This window comes from Bradyrhizobium vignae (assembly GCF_004114425.1).
Lineage (GTDB): Bacteria > Pseudomonadota > Alphaproteobacteria > Rhizobiales > Xanthobacteraceae > Bradyrhizobium > Bradyrhizobium vignae.
The window spans coordinates 35,503-53,516 of the sequence record NZ_RDQF01000042.1 but is presented as its reverse complement, the minus strand read 5'-3'; the positions used below and the strand labels follow the sequence as shown (position 1 = coordinate 53,516).

15 protein-coding genes are annotated in these 18,014 nt (G+C 57.8%); 4 read left to right on the top strand and 11 right to left on the bottom strand.

Annotated elements, in window-relative coordinates; all coding sequences use genetic code 11:
* Positions 1–49 precede the first annotated feature (49 nt).
* Genes EAV90_RS27975 through EAV90_RS27965 form a run of 3 tightly spaced genes read left to right on the top strand, consistent with a single transcriptional unit; the run spans position 50 to position 3,221 of the window.
* Complete coding sequence (locus tag EAV90_RS27975) at positions 50–742, top strand: FkbM family methyltransferase (RefSeq protein ID WP_164937132.1); 693 nt, start codon at positions 50–52, stop codon at positions 740–742.
* 39 nt (positions 743–781) lie between these two features.
* Positions 782–2,125: a hypothetical protein gene (locus EAV90_RS27970; protein WP_129145322.1), complete on the top strand. Its 1,344-nt coding sequence runs from the start codon at positions 782–784 to the stop codon at positions 2,123–2,125.
* 46 nt (positions 2,126–2,171) lie between these two features.
* Complete coding sequence (locus EAV90_RS27965; RefSeq protein ID WP_129145321.1) at positions 2,172–3,221, top strand: glycosyltransferase family 2 protein; 1,050 nt, start codon at positions 2,172–2,174, stop codon at positions 3,219–3,221.
* Between the two features lie 18 nt (positions 3,222–3,239).
* On the opposite strand, the gene EAV90_RS27960 is transcribed toward EAV90_RS27965, so the two are convergent.
* Positions 3,240–4,091: an FkbM family methyltransferase gene (locus EAV90_RS27960; protein WP_129145320.1), complete on the bottom strand. Its 852-nt coding sequence runs from the start codon at positions 4,089–4,091 to the stop codon at positions 3,240–3,242.
* Positions 4,092–4,521: 430 nt separating this feature from the next.
* Between EAV90_RS27960 and EAV90_RS27955 the strand changes: the two genes are divergently transcribed.
* Positions 4,522–5,895: a glycosyltransferase family 4 protein gene (locus EAV90_RS27955; RefSeq protein WP_245509632.1), complete on the top strand. Its 1,374-nt coding sequence runs from the start codon at positions 4,522–4,524 to the stop codon at positions 5,893–5,895.
* A gap of 37 nt (positions 5,896–5,932) precedes the next feature.
* On the opposite strand, the gene EAV90_RS27950 is transcribed toward EAV90_RS27955, so the two are convergent.
* The 10 genes from EAV90_RS27950 to EAV90_RS27905 form a co-directional block, all read right to left on the bottom strand.
* Positions 5,933–8,176, bottom strand: a complete 2,244-nt coding sequence (locus tag EAV90_RS27950; RefSeq protein ID WP_129145318.1) for a methyltransferase domain-containing protein — start codon at positions 8,174–8,176, stop codon at positions 5,933–5,935.
* Entirely contained in the window at positions 8,173–9,369 is a 1,197-nt protein-coding gene (locus EAV90_RS27945) for a DegT/DnrJ/EryC1/StrS family aminotransferase (protein WP_129145317.1), read from the bottom strand. The genes EAV90_RS27950 and EAV90_RS27945 overlap by 4 nt, the downstream gene beginning before the upstream one ends.
* Positions 9,309–10,310, bottom strand: a complete 1,002-nt coding sequence (locus tag EAV90_RS27940) for an NAD-dependent epimerase/dehydratase family protein (RefSeq protein WP_129145316.1) — start codon at positions 10,308–10,310, stop codon at positions 9,309–9,311. Before EAV90_RS27940 ends, EAV90_RS27945 begins: the two co-directional genes overlap by 61 nt.
* The gene (locus EAV90_RS27935; RefSeq protein ID WP_129145315.1) at positions 10,307–11,485 is read right to left on the bottom strand and encodes a DegT/DnrJ/EryC1/StrS family aminotransferase; all 1,179 of its coding nucleotides are present in this window, start codon (positions 11,483–11,485) and stop codon (positions 10,307–10,309) included. The genes EAV90_RS27940 and EAV90_RS27935 overlap by 4 nt, the downstream gene beginning before the upstream one ends.
* A 107-nt stretch (positions 11,486–11,592) precedes the next feature.
* Positions 11,593–12,105, bottom strand: coding sequence for an acyltransferase (locus EAV90_RS27930; protein ID WP_129145336.1), 513 nt, complete (start codon positions 12,103–12,105; stop codon positions 11,593–11,595).
* 27 nt (positions 12,106–12,132) lie between these two features.
* A complete protein-coding gene (locus EAV90_RS27925) occupies positions 12,133–13,608 on the bottom strand; it encodes an oligosaccharide flippase family protein (protein ID WP_129145314.1) in 1,476 nt (491 codons plus the stop codon).
* A gap of 49 nt (positions 13,609–13,657) precedes the next feature.
* Complete coding sequence (locus tag EAV90_RS27920; protein WP_129145313.1) at positions 13,658–14,719, bottom strand: Gfo/Idh/MocA family protein; 1,062 nt, start codon at positions 14,717–14,719, stop codon at positions 13,658–13,660.
* Between the two features lie 70 nt (positions 14,720–14,789).
* Complete coding sequence (gene wecC / locus EAV90_RS27915; RefSeq protein WP_129145312.1) at positions 14,790–16,052, bottom strand: UDP-N-acetyl-D-mannosamine dehydrogenase; 1,263 nt, start codon at positions 16,050–16,052, stop codon at positions 14,790–14,792.
* The gene (gene wecB / locus EAV90_RS27910; protein ID WP_129145311.1) at positions 16,045–17,169 is read right to left on the bottom strand and encodes a non-hydrolyzing UDP-N-acetylglucosamine 2-epimerase; all 1,125 of its coding nucleotides are present in this window, start codon (positions 17,167–17,169) and stop codon (positions 16,045–16,047) included. The genes wecC and wecB overlap by 8 nt, the downstream gene beginning before the upstream one ends.
* 3 nt (positions 17,170–17,172) lie before the next feature.
* A complete protein-coding gene (locus tag EAV90_RS27905) occupies positions 17,173–17,967 on the bottom strand; it encodes a WecB/TagA/CpsF family glycosyltransferase (protein WP_122402112.1) in 795 nt (264 codons plus the stop codon).
* Positions 17,968–18,014 lie beyond the last annotated feature (47 nt).

Below are 18,014 nucleotides of genomic sequence, written 5' to 3'. Positions count from 1 at the left end.
TTTCGCGTATGCGAATGTCCCTGGTGTGGCTACGATCAGATTTGCGCTCATGGACGCCACCGCCTCCTACCTGGCCAAAAGCGAGTACAAGGGAACTTTCTGGGCCGCCGGGTCTGATGGCCTGATCATCGATATCGGGGCAAATCGCGGGCAGAGTATTTCCGCGTTTAAGAGGTTCAGGCCGCAATCGAGCGTCGTGGCCTTCGAACCCGAACCCGCATCAGCCGAGCGCCTTAAACTTCGGTTCAAGCGGGATCCGTCGATCTCGATATTCTCATGCGCACTAGGAGCCAAGCCAGGGATCATTAGTTTCTTTGTTCCCTCATACGGGCGATGGGGTTGCGACGGGATGGCCGCTACGACGCGCGAGTCGGCGACGGAATGGCTGAACGATCCAGGACGCATGTTTCATTTCGACAGGACAAGGCTGACCGTGAACGAATATCAGGTGGAATGTCGAACACTCGATTCATTTGCAATGGCGCCCTCGTTGATCAAGGTGCACGCTCAGGGCGCCGAGTTGGACATTCTCCAGGGTGCCAAAGACACGCTTAGACAGCATAGCCCCGCACTGATGTGCGCCTTTGCGTCGCACGAAATTTCGCAATTGGTTTCGAGGCTGGGCTATCGGCCGCACGTCTTTCAGCGGGGGCACTTCATAGGAGGACTGGCCAAGCGCCCGATTACCTTCACGTGGTACTTGACTGACGTCCACAGGCGTCTCGTGCCCCTCGCCTCCTGATTCTGCTATGAAAGGTCCACCGGCACGGGAATTCGACAAATGATTGCTGTGGTTTCGCGAAGCGCGCATGGACCCATTTTCCGAGCAAGAGTAGCCTCGACCAGAACTGCCGGAGGAAGTTATAGCGCACTTCCGGCATGGCTGGTCCTTGTTGGAGCTATCATTCCAGCGGCGCAGGTTCAGTTGTATGTGGGAGGCGCGAAGTTCACAGCCGGGCGCATCGGGATTCTGCTGCTTCTTGTTCCAGCTCTGATCCGTCTATTTCAGAAGGATCGCCACGGACTCGCGTCGGACTTTTTCGTATGCATAGTTGCGGGGTGGATGTTCGCAGCAGCCTACTATACCAGCGGAATGGATGCGATCTCGTCGACAGCGGCCGAGACGCTGGAGTTTCTCGGCGGCTACATCGTCGCGCGGGCATTTTTCTTCGGGCCAGACGCAACTTACACCTTCACCCGAGTTTTGAAGAGGGTGATTGCCTGCATAGTTCTGCTGGCTCTCGCAGACAATCTGTCCGGCCACCTCATTGTTCAAGAGAAGTTTTCTGCCGTTTTCGGCGGCTTCGCTCCGCTTGCGCCTGACTATCGGTGGTACTGGGTAAGAGCCGCCGCGACATTTGATCACCCGATACTGCTCGGCGCCTTCTGCGCTACCGCCTGCTGTATTTTTCTCTTCTCGGAGCGACGCCAATCTTCAAAGCTATTCTGGGCTGGGCTATCGCTGTTCGGCTGCTTGTTAGCCTTGTCCTCAGCACCCTTGTTATCTTGTTCTATTACGCTAGCGCTTTACGTCTATAACGCCCTTCTAAAAAGATACGGGTGGCGCTGGCACGCGCTGAACTTGCTGCTTGGTGTTGCCGTTGTCGTGATTTTAAGCGTGGCAAATCATCCGCTCGGCTGGATCGTCTCACACCTGACCTTTGATCCAGTATCTGGTTACTTTCGCATGTTGATCTGGGACGCGGCCATACCGAGGATCCTGGATGCACCTTTCGCAGGGCACGCTTTCAGTTCGCTACAGGATGACATCCTGGATACGACCGTCGATGCCGCTTGGCTGGTCTTTGCGTTGCGGTTTGGCATTCCTATGATTTTCTTTCTTGCTCTCAGCAATATTGCGAGCTTCCTACCAGTGAGATCCAACTTCAGGGGGACAATCGAAGACACGCGTCTATCGGATCTGCGCACCGGCTTCACTATAGCCGTCGCAATGTTGATGTTCACCGGGTTGACCGTACACTACTGGAATTACATGTGGATCTTTTGGGGAGTATGCATCGGAATTCGAAGTTCGTTGCGTGAGTTCTCGATTTACCAGAGTCGGGTTATGGGCGAGAGGCTCGAGTTGGCGCCGGCCGGTCGTCCGATCGCGCAAACACCGTGAGGCAGCTAGCTCGTCAAACTTAGAGCGGGTTTGTTGGAGAACATGAGTGACTGGATCCTTAAGTGTAATCATACCCTGCTATAATTACGGCCGCTATCTACGGGCATGCGTTGAGAGTGTCCTCACACAGGAGGTCGATGTAGATGTCTGCATAATCGATGATGCATCTGCCGACGATACTGAGATTGTCGGCTCTTCTTTGGCCGCAGAAGATCCTCGCGTCACATTTCAACGGCACATCGAGAATCGCGGACATATCGCAACTTACAACGAAGGGCTCGAACGAGCACAGGGAACCTACTCCCTGTTACTCTCTGCCGACGATCTCCTCGCGCCGGGCGCCTTGCGGCGCGCATGTGACGTGCTTGACGCCCGCCCAGACGTCGTCCTGCTCTATGGCCGCGTGCTCGAGTTCCGCGATATCCCGCCGCGAGTGCTTGGGTCGGATGCCGTTAGCATTAATGTGCAGACTGGCCAGGATTTTATTGCCAAGTGTTGCAAAGATGTCTGGAACCCGATTTCGACGCCAGCAGCCGTGGTTCGCACCTCTGCTCAGCAAGATGTCGGCGGATACAGACCGACGCTTCCTCACGCTGGTGACCGCGAGATGTGGCTGCGTTTGGCGACCCGCGGAAACGTGGCCGAGTTGCAGGGGAGCGTACAAGCCTTCTACCGACTGCATGAACAAAATATGCATCGACAGTGGTTTTATGATTTTTTGGTCAACGAACGCGAGTTGCGGAACGCGTATGAAACCTTCTTTCGACACTCCTGCGCGCTAATCAATGAGAGTGATAAACTACAACGCTTATGCGCTCAGCGTCTTGCCGAGCGCGGAATCTGGTGGGCCTATCAAAACATGCGGCGTATGAAGGTCCTAAGCGCGGTGGAGTGTCTCAAGTTTGCAGCGAGCGTCTGGCATGACAAGCAGGAAGATGAAGTTAATCTTTTGAACGTGCAGGAGTTGCTGGCGCCATTCAACTACGCGCTCGGCGAGCGAGAACGCAGGCGGCTTGCCAAACGGCTGGCCGCCCTTCCGTCGTCGTCGGGCATGCGCATTGACGTCTCGCCTGACCGCGAACGGAGTATCAGCTAGGAACGAGTCAGCGAGGGCTTATGCTGCTGCCCGCGGCTTAATATTGCGACAGATCGTCAACTCGCCTGAAGTTCCGCAATCGTAGACGTACGGCTCCATCGCCCGAAAGAACCGCTCGCTCGCCTCACTACTATGCAACTCTATTACGATGTTCTTAACCCGTTCGAGCCACGGCAGGGCGGCGTTGTCGAAAATAACCAGCTCGGATTTTTCGATATCGAGTTTCAGAATGTCGATCGGCTTTCCTCCGCCAAGCTCGATGACAGCATCTATATCGAGCGCCTCAACCTCGCCTGCAGGGACGGGTGGATTAGGCCCACGATGGACATGCTCTGGAAAGTCCGCTGCGCTCGAGTCTGCCTCGAAGACCTGGATGCCGCACTCGCCTTGATCCCCAAGCCGACCAAAGTGGAGCAATGTCAACCGCGCTGGGTGCGACCAGACCGCGCGCTCCAAAAGCTGCACCCTGTCTCCGTACGGCTCCAAGTTTCTTCGGCAAAGCACAGCATTCGAAGGATCAGGCTCCAGTGCAATTACCTGCGCGTTTGGGAACCGGGACAAAAAATATGCACTCGTGTATCCGACGTTCGCACCGCAATCGACGATCAGCTCGGGGGGCGCGAAATCATCTAGCGGCGCATATTCCCGCTCAACGTAGATCTGCTTAAATACCAAATAGTCACTCGTCGCCGGGCGCAAAAGCAGCGGATGCGCCAATCCGCGAACCGGGACCGACACTGGCAGAAGTTCCGGCTGGTAGCCAACTCTGCACAGCTGTCGCGCGCAAGCGTGTTTGGCCTTCAAATGCAATGCATTAATCGTACCCACTTGTTCGGACAATCGCTTCACTTCGCGGAGCGTGCTGAGCATGATATATTAAGCGCCTCTCTATTGAGACCTCCGCTTTCATCTAGATTCCATGAACGGAAAGGAGGAGGAGCCACTTTCCGCGCGTCCTGTCACCCTTCAGGCGATGTCGACCGAAGAGCGTCCATCTAAATACGATTTCACTTTATTATCAAGATGATTTAACTTTTTTATCGACGTATAGTCTGCTCTCTTTTAATTTTCTCACACAGAACAATAAGCACAGTCATAAACTAAATACAGCCATCATGCAGCGAGCAACAAGCCTGGTTCAATGCGGATATTCCACCTTGGTGGGGCACAGCTTACTCAGTCCGAACGCATGACCAAGTCCAATCAGAGCGACGTTTCTCTTCGCGGGCGCGCCATGCTCTGGGCGCAACGAAATTCGTGGCGGCTGCCGCGCACCGTGAGACGTGCGGCAAGAAGATTGATGATCAGCGGCGAATTGGTTCAGCGAGATGACACACTTGTGTCTGATTGGTCGAAGCCGCTCGTGCCATACGATCGCGAGGCGGCACCGCCCGTTCCGGACGAGCCCCCCTCAATACCCGCCGGTTCATTGCCTTGTTCGGCCGAGCTCTCGGCATCCAATAGCAAACATTGCCTGATTGTCACCCCAGTACTCGACACCGGTGGCCTTGATGAATTCGTGGCATTTCTCGCTCGACGACTCCCATGGCAAGGTCTTCGCGTTACGGTGATGTGCGCGAATACAGCGTCTCCGCCCTACGTCGGACAATTGTCCGCGGCGTTGCAGAGGGAGGGAACGACCGTTGTCGTAACATCGCCTACCGATGGTTGCCGGTGGTTGCGTGCAAATCGCCCGGATGTGATCAGCGCGCACGCTCCCCCTGAGTGGATCTTGGAAGCGGCGGCGGTTGCGCGCATACCGGTTGTCGAGACGCTGCACGGGATTCCAACTCCCATCGGCACTGATTGGAGACGTGAGAGTCGCAGGTCGAAGTTAATTACATCTTTCGTCGCAGTGAGTGATTTGGTCCGACGACAGTACATCGTAGGCAATCCGTCATTTTCAGAGCATGCGGTCATCACCATCCCGAATGCGTTCAACGACACGCATCGGCCTCCTGGAGACCGCTCAAGAGCTCGGAACTGGCTAGGACTTCAAGACGAGTTTCTCTTCCTCACACTTGCTCGCCATACCGTTCAAAAGAATTCCTATGGTCTGGTAGATGCGTTTTCCGAGGTAGCAAGGATCAATCCGAATGCGCACCTGCTGATCGCCGGTCGCTTGGACGACGTCGTGTACACGCGTCAAGTCCGTGCCCTCCGTGACAGCTTGCCTTGTTCAGGACAAATTCACCTCAGGCATTCATTTTCGAATCCATCCGCCCTGCTCGCCGCCGCCGACTCCTTTGTCATGGATTCGTTCTTCGAGGGCTGGTCGCTTGCCTCCATGGAGGCGCTAAGCGTGGGTCTGCCTGTCATCACCAGCGAGGTGGGTGGCGCCCACGAGCAGCTTGGCACAGACGGAAGCCGAGGTTTTGTAGTCCCCAATCCTCTCGGCAGTCCTGAGAATGCAAATTGGGAGACGGCAGGCCTCATGCGATTTCGGCCGCAGCCGAACAAGGCCAAACTGACTTGGGCAATGAACTCTATCGTTGCCCACCGAAACGAATGGTCAGCGAAACGACGCCTCTTGTCTCAGAGTTTCAAGGAAAAATTCAGCGCAAACGTTTGCGCAAGACGTCACGCCGAGGTTCTTCTGCACGCCGCTGAAATATATAAAGAGCGCGGGTCGGCGGCGCGGGTTCCGTCGCGGGCGCCGATCGTGCTGCAGTGAACCGTACCTGCGCACGAGGAACTCCAGCCGAATTCACTCACGCGACGCTGGTGATCAGCCGGTTCTTTGTCCATTTGACCTTCTTCTGGACACGCTCATGTCCAAGCATTTCGCCAGCCATGATATATTGCTTTGCAAGATGGTGGCTCAACAGGCCAAGTGTGAGGGTATCCAACATTCTCGACTTCGGTCCTTCAGCGCCCGTGATCAGACCATCCTTGACGTCCAAATTTGAATCATTGAGCAGCTTAACCGCGGTGTCTTCGACAAAGAACTTCAAATGAGTCCGGTCAAGAATTCCTGAATCCGTGTAGGCAAACCGGCGCCTGAAAAGCAGAGGAAGAGTTACGCTCAGATGCGCGATGTTCGGAACAGAAACAATCACGCGCCCACCATCCATGAGAAGATTTCTCGTGATGGTCTGAAGCGTACGAGTTGGATCCGGGACGTGCTCAAGGACATCAAGCAACAAGATTAGATCAAACTTGCTACCCACTCGTGCGATCAAATCGTCGATGTCTCCGATCATCGCGACATCGGCATGCTCTTGCAGGTCGGCCTCAAGGGCTCGATTGAGCTCGATTCCAAATGTCGTGGCAGCAGGGTAGATCGACTTGAGCCACATCAGAGTGAAGCCAGCGCCAGGCCCGACTTCGAGTATCCGAGAGGCGCGGCTCGGCAGCAACGGCCGAATCTCACGGCGAGAGCGGCTGTAATAGTCCTTTGCAGCCGAACCCTGCGCAGCACCCGCGTGTCCCTGCATGTTGCACATTTCGATTCTGTTGATGGGTTCCAAGCTCATTGAACGGCGCCCTCTGGAGGCGTCCATGTGCCCCATTCCGCGAGTGTCGCAAACAGACGGCTCTCGCGATTCACGCCTTCTAGCAATTGCAACAAGGTCTCGCGCAAGTATCGGAGACAGGATTTTCGGACTGGCTGGAGCCGGAGCGCACCGTTCAATCTTCTCGATCTCCAGACCGGCCTGCGCACACCAAGTTTGAAGCTTTCCGATTGTCGTGTCGTGGATCCCTGCAGAATCGAAGCTGCCCCATCGCCGAAAGACGCTGCGGGATTTCGCGCATTCCCAGGCGTAACGGAGCGACGGCCGATTGGGCGCGCATATGATTACCCGTCCGTCGGGAGCCAAGAGATCCAAGAATAATTTGAGCAAATGTGCCGGATCACGGACGAACTGCAAAACGTCGACGAAAAGTAGCCGGTCAAACCGCCCCGTTGCGATTTTTTCTCTCGCCGTGATGACGTCACCTAACACCACCTCAGCCCCGAGCTCGGCCAAGCCGTTGCCAACAACGGGGTCGAGAGGCACCGCCACCACGCGGTTTCCTCTCTGCAGCAGCCGGCGCTCGTTTGCAGCCGAGCAGGATCCAATCGATAATACGGCAGCCTTTTCCGGTACGCAGGACAACACCTCGTCCCTCGCCGGCTCGTAGTAGTCCTTCGAGTACATGCTGTGCCAGAGCTTGGTCTCGGCACTGAATAGTGGAATTGCGGTGTTTCCCTCACGCGCAATCTGCATCAGAACGGACAGTTGTGCGTCCAATTGTTTGCGATCGATGCCGAGCCGGTTGATATATTTGTTCGGCAGATGGTGGGCCGAGAAATCCTCGATATGGGAGATCGGTATCAGCTTTTTGAAGCCGCACTGGGTGAATGGATCAGTCGCAGCCGTGCAAGGCAGGTCGTACTTGCCTTCGTGAGGCTCGACCAAAAAACCGCCGGACGCAATTGCTCTCGCAAGCTGCCGCTGGGTGAGCATATAACTGGCGGCATGCTCGTTAGTAAAATGAGCAAGATGGTATTTTCCTCTGATCTTTACCGACGTACAATCCCAGTGGAACGGACCGTGGGCTTGCGGATAATTCAGTTCGCCGTTTGACGCCCTCTCGACGAGCATCCATCCGGCAATCTCGTCCTCATTCAACATTGCAGTCACGTCGAGAAGCGCTCGAATATTCCTTTCAGTGATCAAAATGTCGTCTTCGGAGTAGATGAACAGGTCATACTGATCAACTCGCGCTGCAAACAACTCCTTGTGCGCGAAGGGAAGCGACCACGGATTCTTGTTGGGAAGGCCGACGACACACTCGATATCTGCAGCTGGCTTCTTGTCAATGTTGGACACGATCATGATATCCACGTCGAACGACATGGACCGGTATTCCCTGATCACCCGATCCAGGTAGGCATCATTTGCGGTCCCATAGCTCGCGATCACGACCAAAAGTCGTAATGCCTTCTGATCGGCCAGTCCCGAGATCATCGTTCCAACTCTGCTCGCACCGCAGCGCTCACCATCGCGGTATCCTCCGCGCTCATCTGTGCATAGATGGGCAGCAAGATTGAACGATCCTGGGCAAGCTCGGATTGACGTAAATCCTGCCTCCCACTGAGGCCCGAATAAGGCTGCTCGCGGTGGGCACACATGATTCCGCGGCGGGTCGCAATGCCCTTATCAAGGAGATGCTGCATGAGGATGCGTTGGTCGAGGCGGTCCGGAAGACGAACGCAATAGCTCTGCCAGTTGGACCTGGCCCAAGCCGGCTCGGTTGGCAGCCGCAACCCTTCCAGATTGCCGAGCTGTTCGGCATATCGAGCGGCAACGGCTCGCCGGCGCGCTACCAGATCGGGAAGCCGCTCGAGCTGTCTGCGCCCAATGGCGGCCTGCATATCCGTCATTCGGAAATTGTAGCCAACAATGACATACTCCTCGAAGATCACGCTCGACGAGTTGTGACGTACCGTGTCCGGAACGCTCATGCCGTGCTGGCGTAGTAGCCTGAACTTGCGATCGAGCTCGGCATTCGCGGTGGTCAGCATTCCGCCCTCACCCGTCGTGATCACCTTTCGCGGATGAAAGGAAAAGCAGGCGATGTCTCCATGCGGCTTGCCGATCGCTTCCCATTGCCCGTTCATCCGGATCTGCGAGCCGGCGGCACAGGCCGCATCCTCGATGACAGCGATCCCGTGGCGGCGCGCCACGTCCATGACTGCTGCCATATCACACGGCATGCCCATCTGATGGACCGCGATGATCGCGCGCGTACGCTCGGTGATGGCTTCGGCTAGCCGAGCGCAATCCAAATTATACGTCTCGGGGTCGATATCGACAAAAACCGGAGTGGCGCCCTGATATCGGATCACGTTGGCGGTTGCGATGAAGGAGTGGCTGACCGTGATCACTTCGTCGCCTGTGCCGATTCCCAACGCTGCCAGGGCGAGTTGCAGCGCGGTGGTGCAATTCGCCACAGCGCAGGCGTGCGGTGCGCCGACGAGTGCGGCGAACTCGTCCTCAAACGCAGCCACTTGCGGCCCTTGCGATACCCAGCCCGACAGAACGACGGCGCGTGCTGCATCGGCTTCCTCGTCCGCCAGCAGCGGCACTGCGATCGGGATCACGATGCTGCCGCCTGCCGCTGGCGATCCGAAGCGAGATCGCGTTCTGATCGCCACCATTTCACGAGGTCGGCGAGCCCCTGCTCGAGCGAGACAGTGGTACGGAATCCAAGCAGACGCTCTGCCTTTCCAGTCGATGCCAGCCGTCGCGGCACCGGATTGACCGAGCGCTCAGGTGCGAATTCGGGTGTGAGGTCGCGGCGCCCCATCACCGACGCAAGCACCGTCGCCAATTGAGCCAGGCTGGTCTCAGTACCGCTTCCGACGTTGAACACCTCGTCGGTAATCTTCGCCCGGGCCGCGAGGATGTTGGCGCGCGCGACGTCACGGACGTGAACGAAATCCATGGTCTGAGACCCATCACCAAAGATGACGGGAGGCAGTCCGGCCTCCAGCCGCTCCATCCAGCGGATCAAGACCTCGGTGTACCGCCCGTGTATATCCATCCGACTGCCGTAAACGTTGAAATACCGGAATGCCACGTAATCTAGGCCGCACGCGTCGTTGAAGGTGCGCAAGAGACCTTCATTGAAGGCCTTGGCTGCCCCATAGAACGTCCGGTTGTTGTACGGATTCTGTCGCTCGGTCGTCGGAAACTCCTCCGCCAGGCCATAAACGGATGCCGAAGACGCTGCGATGATCTTCTCAATGTCGTGCTTGCTGCACAACTCCAGAAGATCATAGGTGGCGTCCACCATGACCTCCTTGGCCAGGCGTGGCTCTGCCGCGCAATGGGTGATGCGGAGTGCGGCCTGGTGAAAAACGATGTCGGCAGCCTTCACCAGGGCTTCCATCAGCTTGCGATCGCGTATGTCGCCGTGAACCAGTCTCACGGGCCCGCGTCCGAGCGCACGCCGGAGATTCTCCGGGCGGCCTCTTATCATGTTGTCGAGGGCGACGATCTCGATACAACCTTCATCACAGAGCAGATCGATGATGTGAGAGCCGATAAATCCCGCTCCGCCGGTGACCAGAACGCGCTTTCCCTTGAGCTCAATCAAGACGCCCTCCTGTTGCAGGACCTCGTTATGAAGCTTTGCGAATGCTGCGCTCGGTTGCTCGCGGCCTCGGTAGGAAGCAATGCTCCGGCGTCCCTCAAAGTGGAGACAACAGCGGCCGCCCGGTCCGGCAGCAACTCCGGATAAATGGGAAGGGAAAGAAACTCGTTTGCAAGGTTCTCGGTGACCGGCAGATCACCGGCCGTATAACCGAGTTCTGCATAGGCTTTCTGCAGATGCACCGGAATGGGATAGTGAATTCCCGCACCGATGCCGGCGTCCCGCAATAACGTCAGTGCGTCGTCGCGCCGCTGCAATCTGACCGAATAGACATGATACACGTGGCGGGAGTGCCTGGGCGGCTGGGGACACGCAAATGCGAGTTCAGACAACAGTCCGTTGTACCGTTCTGCGAGCGATCGGCGAGACTCGGTCCAGCTCTCGATGTAGTCCAGCTTGACATTCAATATCGCGCTCTGGATCTCATCCATGCGATAATTGTAGCCGGCGATAATGTGGTTGTATTTCGTCTCCTGCCCCCAATCCCGCAGCAGTGACACCCGGCGCGCGAGCTCGGGCCGATCAGTCACGACCGCACCACCCTCGCCGAACGCTCCCAGGTTCTTGCCCGGATAAAAGCTGAAGCACCCGAGGTCCCCGATCGAGCCCGCACGGCGTCCCCGGTATTCCGCACCGTGCGCCTGCGCGGCGTCCTCGATGACCACGAGACCATGACGCCGCGCGATCGACATGATGGGATCCATCTCGGCCATCAACCCGTGGAGGTGGACAGGAAGGATGGCTTTGGTTCGCGGTGTTACCGCGGCCTCGATGAGATCGGGATCCATCGTCCACGTGACCGGGTCAACGTCGACAAACACTGGTTTGGCACCGCTGTAGAGAATGGCCGCCGTAGTCGCCACGAAGGTCATGGACACCGTGATGACTTCATCACCAAGCCCGATGCCCGCCGCCAGCAAAGCGAGGTGGAGCGCCGACGTCCCACTATTCACGGCGAGGCAATGCGAGGTCCGGCAATATTCGGCAAAGCGACCCTCGAAGGCCCGCACCTCCGGCCCGAGCACAAAGTGCCCGCTGCTGACGACCCTGGCCACCGCGGCGTCGATTTCCGGCTTGATTTGATCGTATTGGGCTTTCAGGTCCAGAAAGGGTATCAAGATTGAACACCTTGGATTGACCAGCTATATATTAAAAATTAACTCTCATTATAATATTAAATCAAGCGCCATTTTCAAGAAAATAAATATCGATTAATTCGGCAGACCTAAGAGCCCTCGCCGATAAACGCGCGGGGGGCCGTCGCCATATTCTCGGCCGCGGACATCATCCGAGCCGGAACTCCCGCGACGGTGGCGCCCGTTGGAACATCCTTCGTCACCACCGCGCCCGCGCCAACGAACGCGCCAGCGCCGATTGTGACACCACATAAAATGGTGGCGTTGGAGCCGATGGAAGCCCCCCTACCGACAAGAGTGCGCTGCAGGGTCCAGTCCGACTCTTGCTGCGGACGGCCATCCGCCGTCGTTGCCCTCGGGAGCTTGTCATTCGTAAACATCACGCCGTGACCGATGAACACCTCGTCCTCGATCGTGACGCCCTCGCAGATGAAGCTGTGCGAGGATATCTTGCAGCGCGCTCCGATCTTGGCCCCCGCCTGGATTTCGACGAACGTTCCGATCCTGCTCTCGTCGCCAACTTTGCAGCCGTACAGATTGACCAGCTCCGGGTGAAGAATACGGACATCGCGACCTAGCTGTACGTCATTCGTGATCGGCATCATCGCCTCCAAAATTGCCACAAGGCTTTATAGGGCCGAACGCGACGGTCGCAGCTTCGGCGCAGTGCGGGCAAGACCCGCTGCCGCCTGATGGAGCTGACGCAGCAACGGGTGCCCAGTCAGCAGCAGCCCCAGGCACCAGCAAACCGCCGCGGCACACGATGCCATGACGATCCCGACAAGGGGCGGCAGCGATCCAGCGTCCGTCAGCACCGCACAGCCGCCGACACCAAACGCAGTTGCCACCGTGACGAGCCCGCTCTTCGTCAGCGCGCGAGCAAGATCCTTTGGCCTGAGCCGCAGATGCCGTCCGATAAAGTAGATCGCGACCGCAGCCTGAAATGGTAAGGTCAAGAGCGCGGCTGCGGCGACTGCCTGCACACCGAGGAAGGACGCGCCCAAAATCACGAGTAGCGATGGCGGGAGCGAGATGAAAGAGGACACCAATGCGTCCCTTACACTTCCAACCGCGACAAGTACAGGATAACTCAAGCATGCCGCAAACAGCGCCATGTTTGCGATGCATAGCAAGCGTACGAGTGGCACGATCTCAAGCCAGCTCTGCCCGAGCCAGACTGCGATGATTGGACGCGCCATGATCGCCACGAATATCAGGAATGGCCATTGCGCGGCGGAAAGCAGCTCAATCGACTCGAGATAAACGGTCTTCAGGTCTTCACCGGCGTGGCGCCTTGCGACAATCGCCGGCATGATGACGGGGGTCAGGACTTGGGTGACTAGCCGGTCAAAAACCTGCGTCAAGTTGATCGCGCGGCTGTAAAGACCAACGGACACAAAGTCGAGAATTCTTGCGAGAAACAGCTGGGGCGCCAGATTGTAGAAGGCATTGATGACGCCGACCCCGCTGGAATAAAGACCGAATCCGAATATCTCGCGATACTCTAGCAGCGAAGGGCGCAGCACGTTGAGATTACGATGACCAACAAGCAGCGCCAGGGTCAGAAACACGTTTCCTGCCAAACCACCCCAGACCGGGGCCATGTAGCTGAATCCCGCTATCGCAAGTCCGATTGAGACCAGCGCAACTGCCACGCCGGATGCGAAGTTGCAGATTGCTAAAGCTCCAAACTTCATCTGCCGTCGCAGCAAGGCAGAAATCGTCCCCGAGAAGGGCAATATGAGAAAATTCATAGCAGAGACCTCGATAGCTTCCTTGAGGCCGCTCTGCCCGAACAGCTGCGATAGATCGTCAGCAAGGACGAACAGAAGAACCGCAATTGCGCCCGAGATGCCCAACGCGATCGTGAACGCCGAACGAATGTCCTCGTCCGACAATTCCCGCTTCTGGATCAGATAATTTCCGCCGCCGAACTCCTGAAAGGAGGCAGCCACGACAACAACGATGGCGTTGACGACAGCATAGACGCCGAATTCCGGCGGCGATAGCAAACGGGAAAGGACCGCCGTAGCCACAAAGAACAGGATCAAGCTGCCATAGCGGTCGGCTGCCGAGAACAGGATGGAGCGCTGAACTGCATTCATCGCGAAACCGTTACCTCTCGGCAGTTAGCAACGCTTCCCGGCACCACGATTACGCCCTGGCCCGGACGCGTTCCCGAACCTGTTGCGGTTGATTGATGCGGACCGGGTTCCCTTGCGCTGCTATCGAGCGCGAAGCCGCATCCAGCACCTCGACTACCCGCAAAGCGGACATCCCGCCGGAAATTGGCGCCACCCCGTTCCGAACGCAGTCGATGAAGTGCTCGACTTCCGTCTGCAGGGCCTCTTTCGTGGAAATATGAGGAGCCCACATGTCCCCAGCTCGATATCCAATACGCAACTCACGGGCATCCTCGGTCGGACCGTCGAGCGTGATCCCCTTGTCATAGACCTTGATCTTCTCGGTCGGCTCGAGATCGTCGTATACGATCATCTTCTTGCTGCCACCGATGAACGTCTGGCGCACCTTGACGGGCGAGAGCCAATTGACGCTGACGTGGGCCACGCACGCGTCGGCAAAGAACAGCGTGATGTGCGCCATGTTCTCCGGCGAGCCGACGACGTGGCACGACCCGGTTGCCGAGACGGCGATCGGCGCCCGATCAAGAATATGATGGATGATCGAGATATCGTGCACCGCCAAATCCCAGATCACATTGACGTCCTTTTGGAACAACCCGAGACTGGCGCGTGTGCTGTCGTAGTAGTAGATGTCTCCGAGCTCGCCGCTCAGCAGGAGCTCGCGAATCTTCTGGACCGCGGGCGTGTACAGGAAGGTATGATCAACCATGAGCGTCAATCGGCGCCGGTCTGCTTCGTCGATCAAACGGGTCACCAATTCGGCACTCGGCGCGAGCGGCTTTTCGACCAGGACATGCTTTCCGGCTTTCAACGCCGCGAGTGCCAGCTCGTAATGGGTATGCACGGGCGTCGCGATGGCGATGGCGTCGATGCGGGTATCCTTCAGCAGATCTTCGTAGCGACTCGTCACCTCCACCGCTGGATAGAGCTGCTTTATAGCAGCGAGCCTTCCCGTATCCAGGTCGCTCACACTGATGACGCGGGTAGCAGGGTTAACCGAGAAATTGCGAACGAGATTGGGGCCCCAATACCCGTAGCCCACGACGCCGATTCCGAGTTGACTGTCTCGCATGCTAACCTCGATCCATTTCAGAGAACCCGCTTCAAATCATCCCGCACGGACGATGAAGGCACGACGGGCACTAAGTCCGCGCCGGCATGTCCTGCCATATGCCCCGCGTATCTATGACGTCGAGATGCCGACGCTCCGACAGGGGCACCATCTTGAACTCGTCATGATCGACGAGAAGAACGGCGATCTCGCAACTTCGCAGAGCCTCCTCGATGTTCACGAAAGCGACACGGTGGTCGGCCAATTGAGGTGGCAGGCGGCGGAGGTTCGGCTCGACCACCTTGATTCGTTCTCCGTACTTCGCCGCGAGATGGGTGGCTACTTCCATTGCCGGACTTTCGCGCAAATCGTCGACATTGGCCTTGAAGGTCAACCCACAGCAGGCGATGTTCGCATAGGGATGATCGTCGATCAGCGCCTCTGTACGCTCGATGATGTTCTGCGTCTTTGCGTTGTTGACTTCTCGGCTGGTCCGCATCACCCGCGCGAGATCCGGCGCGGAGTCGATGATGAACCAGGGATCGACTGCAATGCAGTGCCCGCCCACTCCCGGTCCTGGCCGTAATACGTTAACGCGAGGGTGACGGTTGGCGATGTCAATCACTTCCCAGACGTTGATGTCAAACCTATCGCAGATCAGCGAGAGCTCGTTCGCAAAGGCTATATTGGTATCGCGGAAGGCGTTCTCCGTCAGCTTGACCAACTCGGCTGTGCGCGCAGTCGTACCGACGCAGGCTCCGCGAACAAATATCTTGTAGAAGCGTTGAGCACGACGCGTGCACGTTGGCGTAATGCCCCCAATGCATCTGTCATTGTTGATGAGCTCAGTCAGGATCCGCCCCGGCAACACGCGTTCTGGGCAATATGCCACGTAGATCGCCCCGTCTTCCTTGCCGTTTGTGCCTATGTGCAGATCTGACCTGCGCTCGACGATGTGTTTCGCGATGGCCTCAGTGGTCCCGATCGGCGACGTCGATTCGAGGATCACCAGATTGCCTGGTGCAAGTATGTCGACGATTTTGTCGACTGCGGCATTCACACTTGACAGGTCCGGATGGTTCTCGCGGTCGATCGGCGTCGGCACTGCGATGATGAAGACGTCAGCCGCCTGCGGCTTGGTGGAGGTCGTGAGGGCGCCGCTCGACACGACCTTGGAAACGAGCCCATCGAGATCGGGCTCCGCGATGTGAATCCTGCCGGATGCAACCGTATCGACGATGCGCTCGTTGGTGTCGATGCCGACCACTGACAGCCCCCGGCTCGCGATCAGGGCAGCAGTCGGCAGCCCGATATAGCCAAGTCCAACGACATTCACCTTCTGGAACTCAGGCATTGAGAAGAACCTTCACAATACGCTCGCTCGCGTGCCCGTCGCCGAACGGGTTATGCGAGCGGGCCATGGCAGCATAAGTCTCATCGTCGTCGAGCAGGCGAAATGTCTCCGCAACGATCCTGTCGTAATTCGCGCCGACGAGGCGCGCCGTCCCAGCCTCCACCCCCTCCGGGCGCTCGGTCGTGTCCCGCATCACCAGGACTGGTTTCCCGAAGGTGGGTGCTTCCTCCTGGACGCCGCCCGAATCCGTCAGAACCAGATGCGACAACGAGAGCAGGCTGACGAAATCCGTGTATTCCTGGGGGGAAATGAGCACGACCCTCGGGTGATCGGACAATCGCGACGCAAACAAGTCGCGGACATTCGGGTTCGGATGCACAGGAAGGACCACCGCAACATCTTCCCTGCGCAGGATCGTTTCCAGCGCGTTCACGATGTTGATTACGCCACCGCCGAAATTCTCCCGGCGGTGGCAGGTTACCAGGATGATGCGCCGGTTGCCGTGACGCTTCTTGATGCCGTCCCAGCGGCTCGAGAGTCCGGGATCGGATTCAACCATGGTCTTCGCGAGGATGAGAGCGTCCACCACGGTGTTTCCTGTGACGTGGATGCGGTCATCCGAGACATTCTCAGAGCGCAGCGCGCGCGCAGCGCGCTCTGTCGGAGCAAAATGCTGATCCGCGATCGAGCCGACGATCTTGCGGTTCACTTCCTCGGGCCAGGGAGAGAAGATGTCGCCACTGCGCAGTCCGGCTTCGATGTGAGAAACCGGTATCCTGTGATAGTAGGACGCAAGAGCGCCGGCCATGGCAGTCGCCGTGTCGCCTTGAACGATAACCCTGGTGGGCTTCACCTTGTCGAGGAGTTCACCAATTTGTCCGAGCAACCGAGCGGTGAGATGATCCAGCGTCTGATTCGCGGTCATGACGTTCAGGTCGAAATCCGGGACCACTTTGGCGAGCTTGAGGACCTGATCAAGCAGCTGTCGATGCTGTGCCGTCGCACAGATCGTCAGGGAAATGTCCTTGCGATTCTCGGCCTTGAGCCGGTTAATGACCGGGAAGAGCTTGATTGCTTCGGGCCGGGTCCCCAAGAGGATGAAAAAATGCTTGGGCACGTCTCACCCTCCGATCCGACTCGGGCCCGGCGGCACGGGGCCCGGCGCTCCCGGCGTGTGCTGAATCGCCTGCTTGATGAGCGCTTGCACCAGGATGCCCGCAAACAGCGTGTTCGTCGTGGCGTATCGCCACCACATTCGCCCGGGCTCTTGATAGATGCGGTACAGCCACTCGAGGCCCAGCCTCTGAATCTGTGTGGGCGCGCGTCGAACGGTGCCCGCAAGAATATCGAACGCGCCACCCACGCCCATGATGAAAGGGACGCCGAGATCGTCGCGGTGGGCGGCCAGAAAGCGCTCCTTGCGCGGCGTCGGCATGCCGATGAAGAGACAATCGGCCCCGCTCGAGCGGATATCCCGAACGACGTCACTCTCCTGCTCGGGTTTGAAGTAGCCGTCATGCCAACCCGCGAAGACAAGTGAGGGATGTCTCACGCGCGCGCGTTGCATTGCCTCGTGCAGTACGGCCTGGGTGGCTCCCAGGAAATACGGCTTGAAGCCTTCCCGCGCGCACACCGCGAGTAATTCGGCCAGGAGATCGACACCGGTGACTCGCGACGTCGCCGGAAGCCCCACCGCTCGCGCGCCCCAGAGGATCCCCATGCCGTCTATGCTGACAATATCGCTGTCGGCGACGTCGGCCGCGAGCACAGGATCGGACCGCATCTTGACGAACTTGGCAACGTTCAGCGCCACATGCTGCAGCCGTCGGCGGCTGCGCATGGCGCCGCGCGCCAGCTCCACGGTTTCCGCCATTGTCAGCAGGTCGATGGGGCACGCCAGGAACGATGCACGCATTTGAATCGACCTCCAAAATGCAATTTTGTTTAAGTTGCATTTAAGAT

Coding starts and splice junctions, on each gene's coding strand:
- EAV90_RS27975 (WP_164937132.1), top strand. CDS start 50: ATGGACGCCACCGCCTCCTACCTGGCCAAAAGCGAGTACAAGGGAACT.
- EAV90_RS27970 (WP_129145322.1), top strand. CDS start 782: ATGATTGCTGTGGTTTCGCGAAGCGCGCATGGACCCATTTTCCGAGCA.
- EAV90_RS27960 (WP_129145320.1), bottom strand. CDS start 4,091: ATGCTCAGCACGCTCCGCGAAGTGAAGCGATTGTCCGAACAAGTGGGT.
- EAV90_RS27955 (WP_245509632.1), top strand. CDS start 4,522: ATGATCAGCGGCGAATTGGTTCAGCGAGATGACACACTTGTGTCTGAT.
- EAV90_RS27950 (WP_129145318.1), bottom strand. CDS start 8,176: ATGATCTCGGGACTGGCCGATCAGAAGGCATTACGACTTTTGGTCGTG.
- EAV90_RS27945 (WP_129145317.1), bottom strand. CDS start 9,369: ATGGTGGCGATCAGAACGCGATCTCGCTTCGGATCGCCAGCGGCAGGC.
- EAV90_RS27930 (WP_129145336.1), bottom strand. CDS start 12,105: ATGCCGATCACGAATGACGTACAGCTAGGTCGCGATGTCCGTATTCTT.
- EAV90_RS27925 (WP_129145314.1), bottom strand. CDS start 13,608: ATGAATGCAGTTCAGCGCTCCATCCTGTTCTCGGCAGCCGACCGCTAT.
- EAV90_RS27920 (WP_129145313.1), bottom strand. CDS start 14,719: ATGCGAGACAGTCAACTCGGAATCGGCGTCGTGGGCTACGGGTATTGG.
- wecC (WP_129145312.1), bottom strand. CDS start 16,052: ATGCCTGAGTTCCAGAAGGTGAATGTCGTTGGACTTGGCTATATCGGG.
- EAV90_RS27905 (WP_122402112.1), bottom strand. CDS start 17,967: ATGCGTGCATCGTTCCTGGCGTGCCCCATCGACCTGCTGACAATGGCG.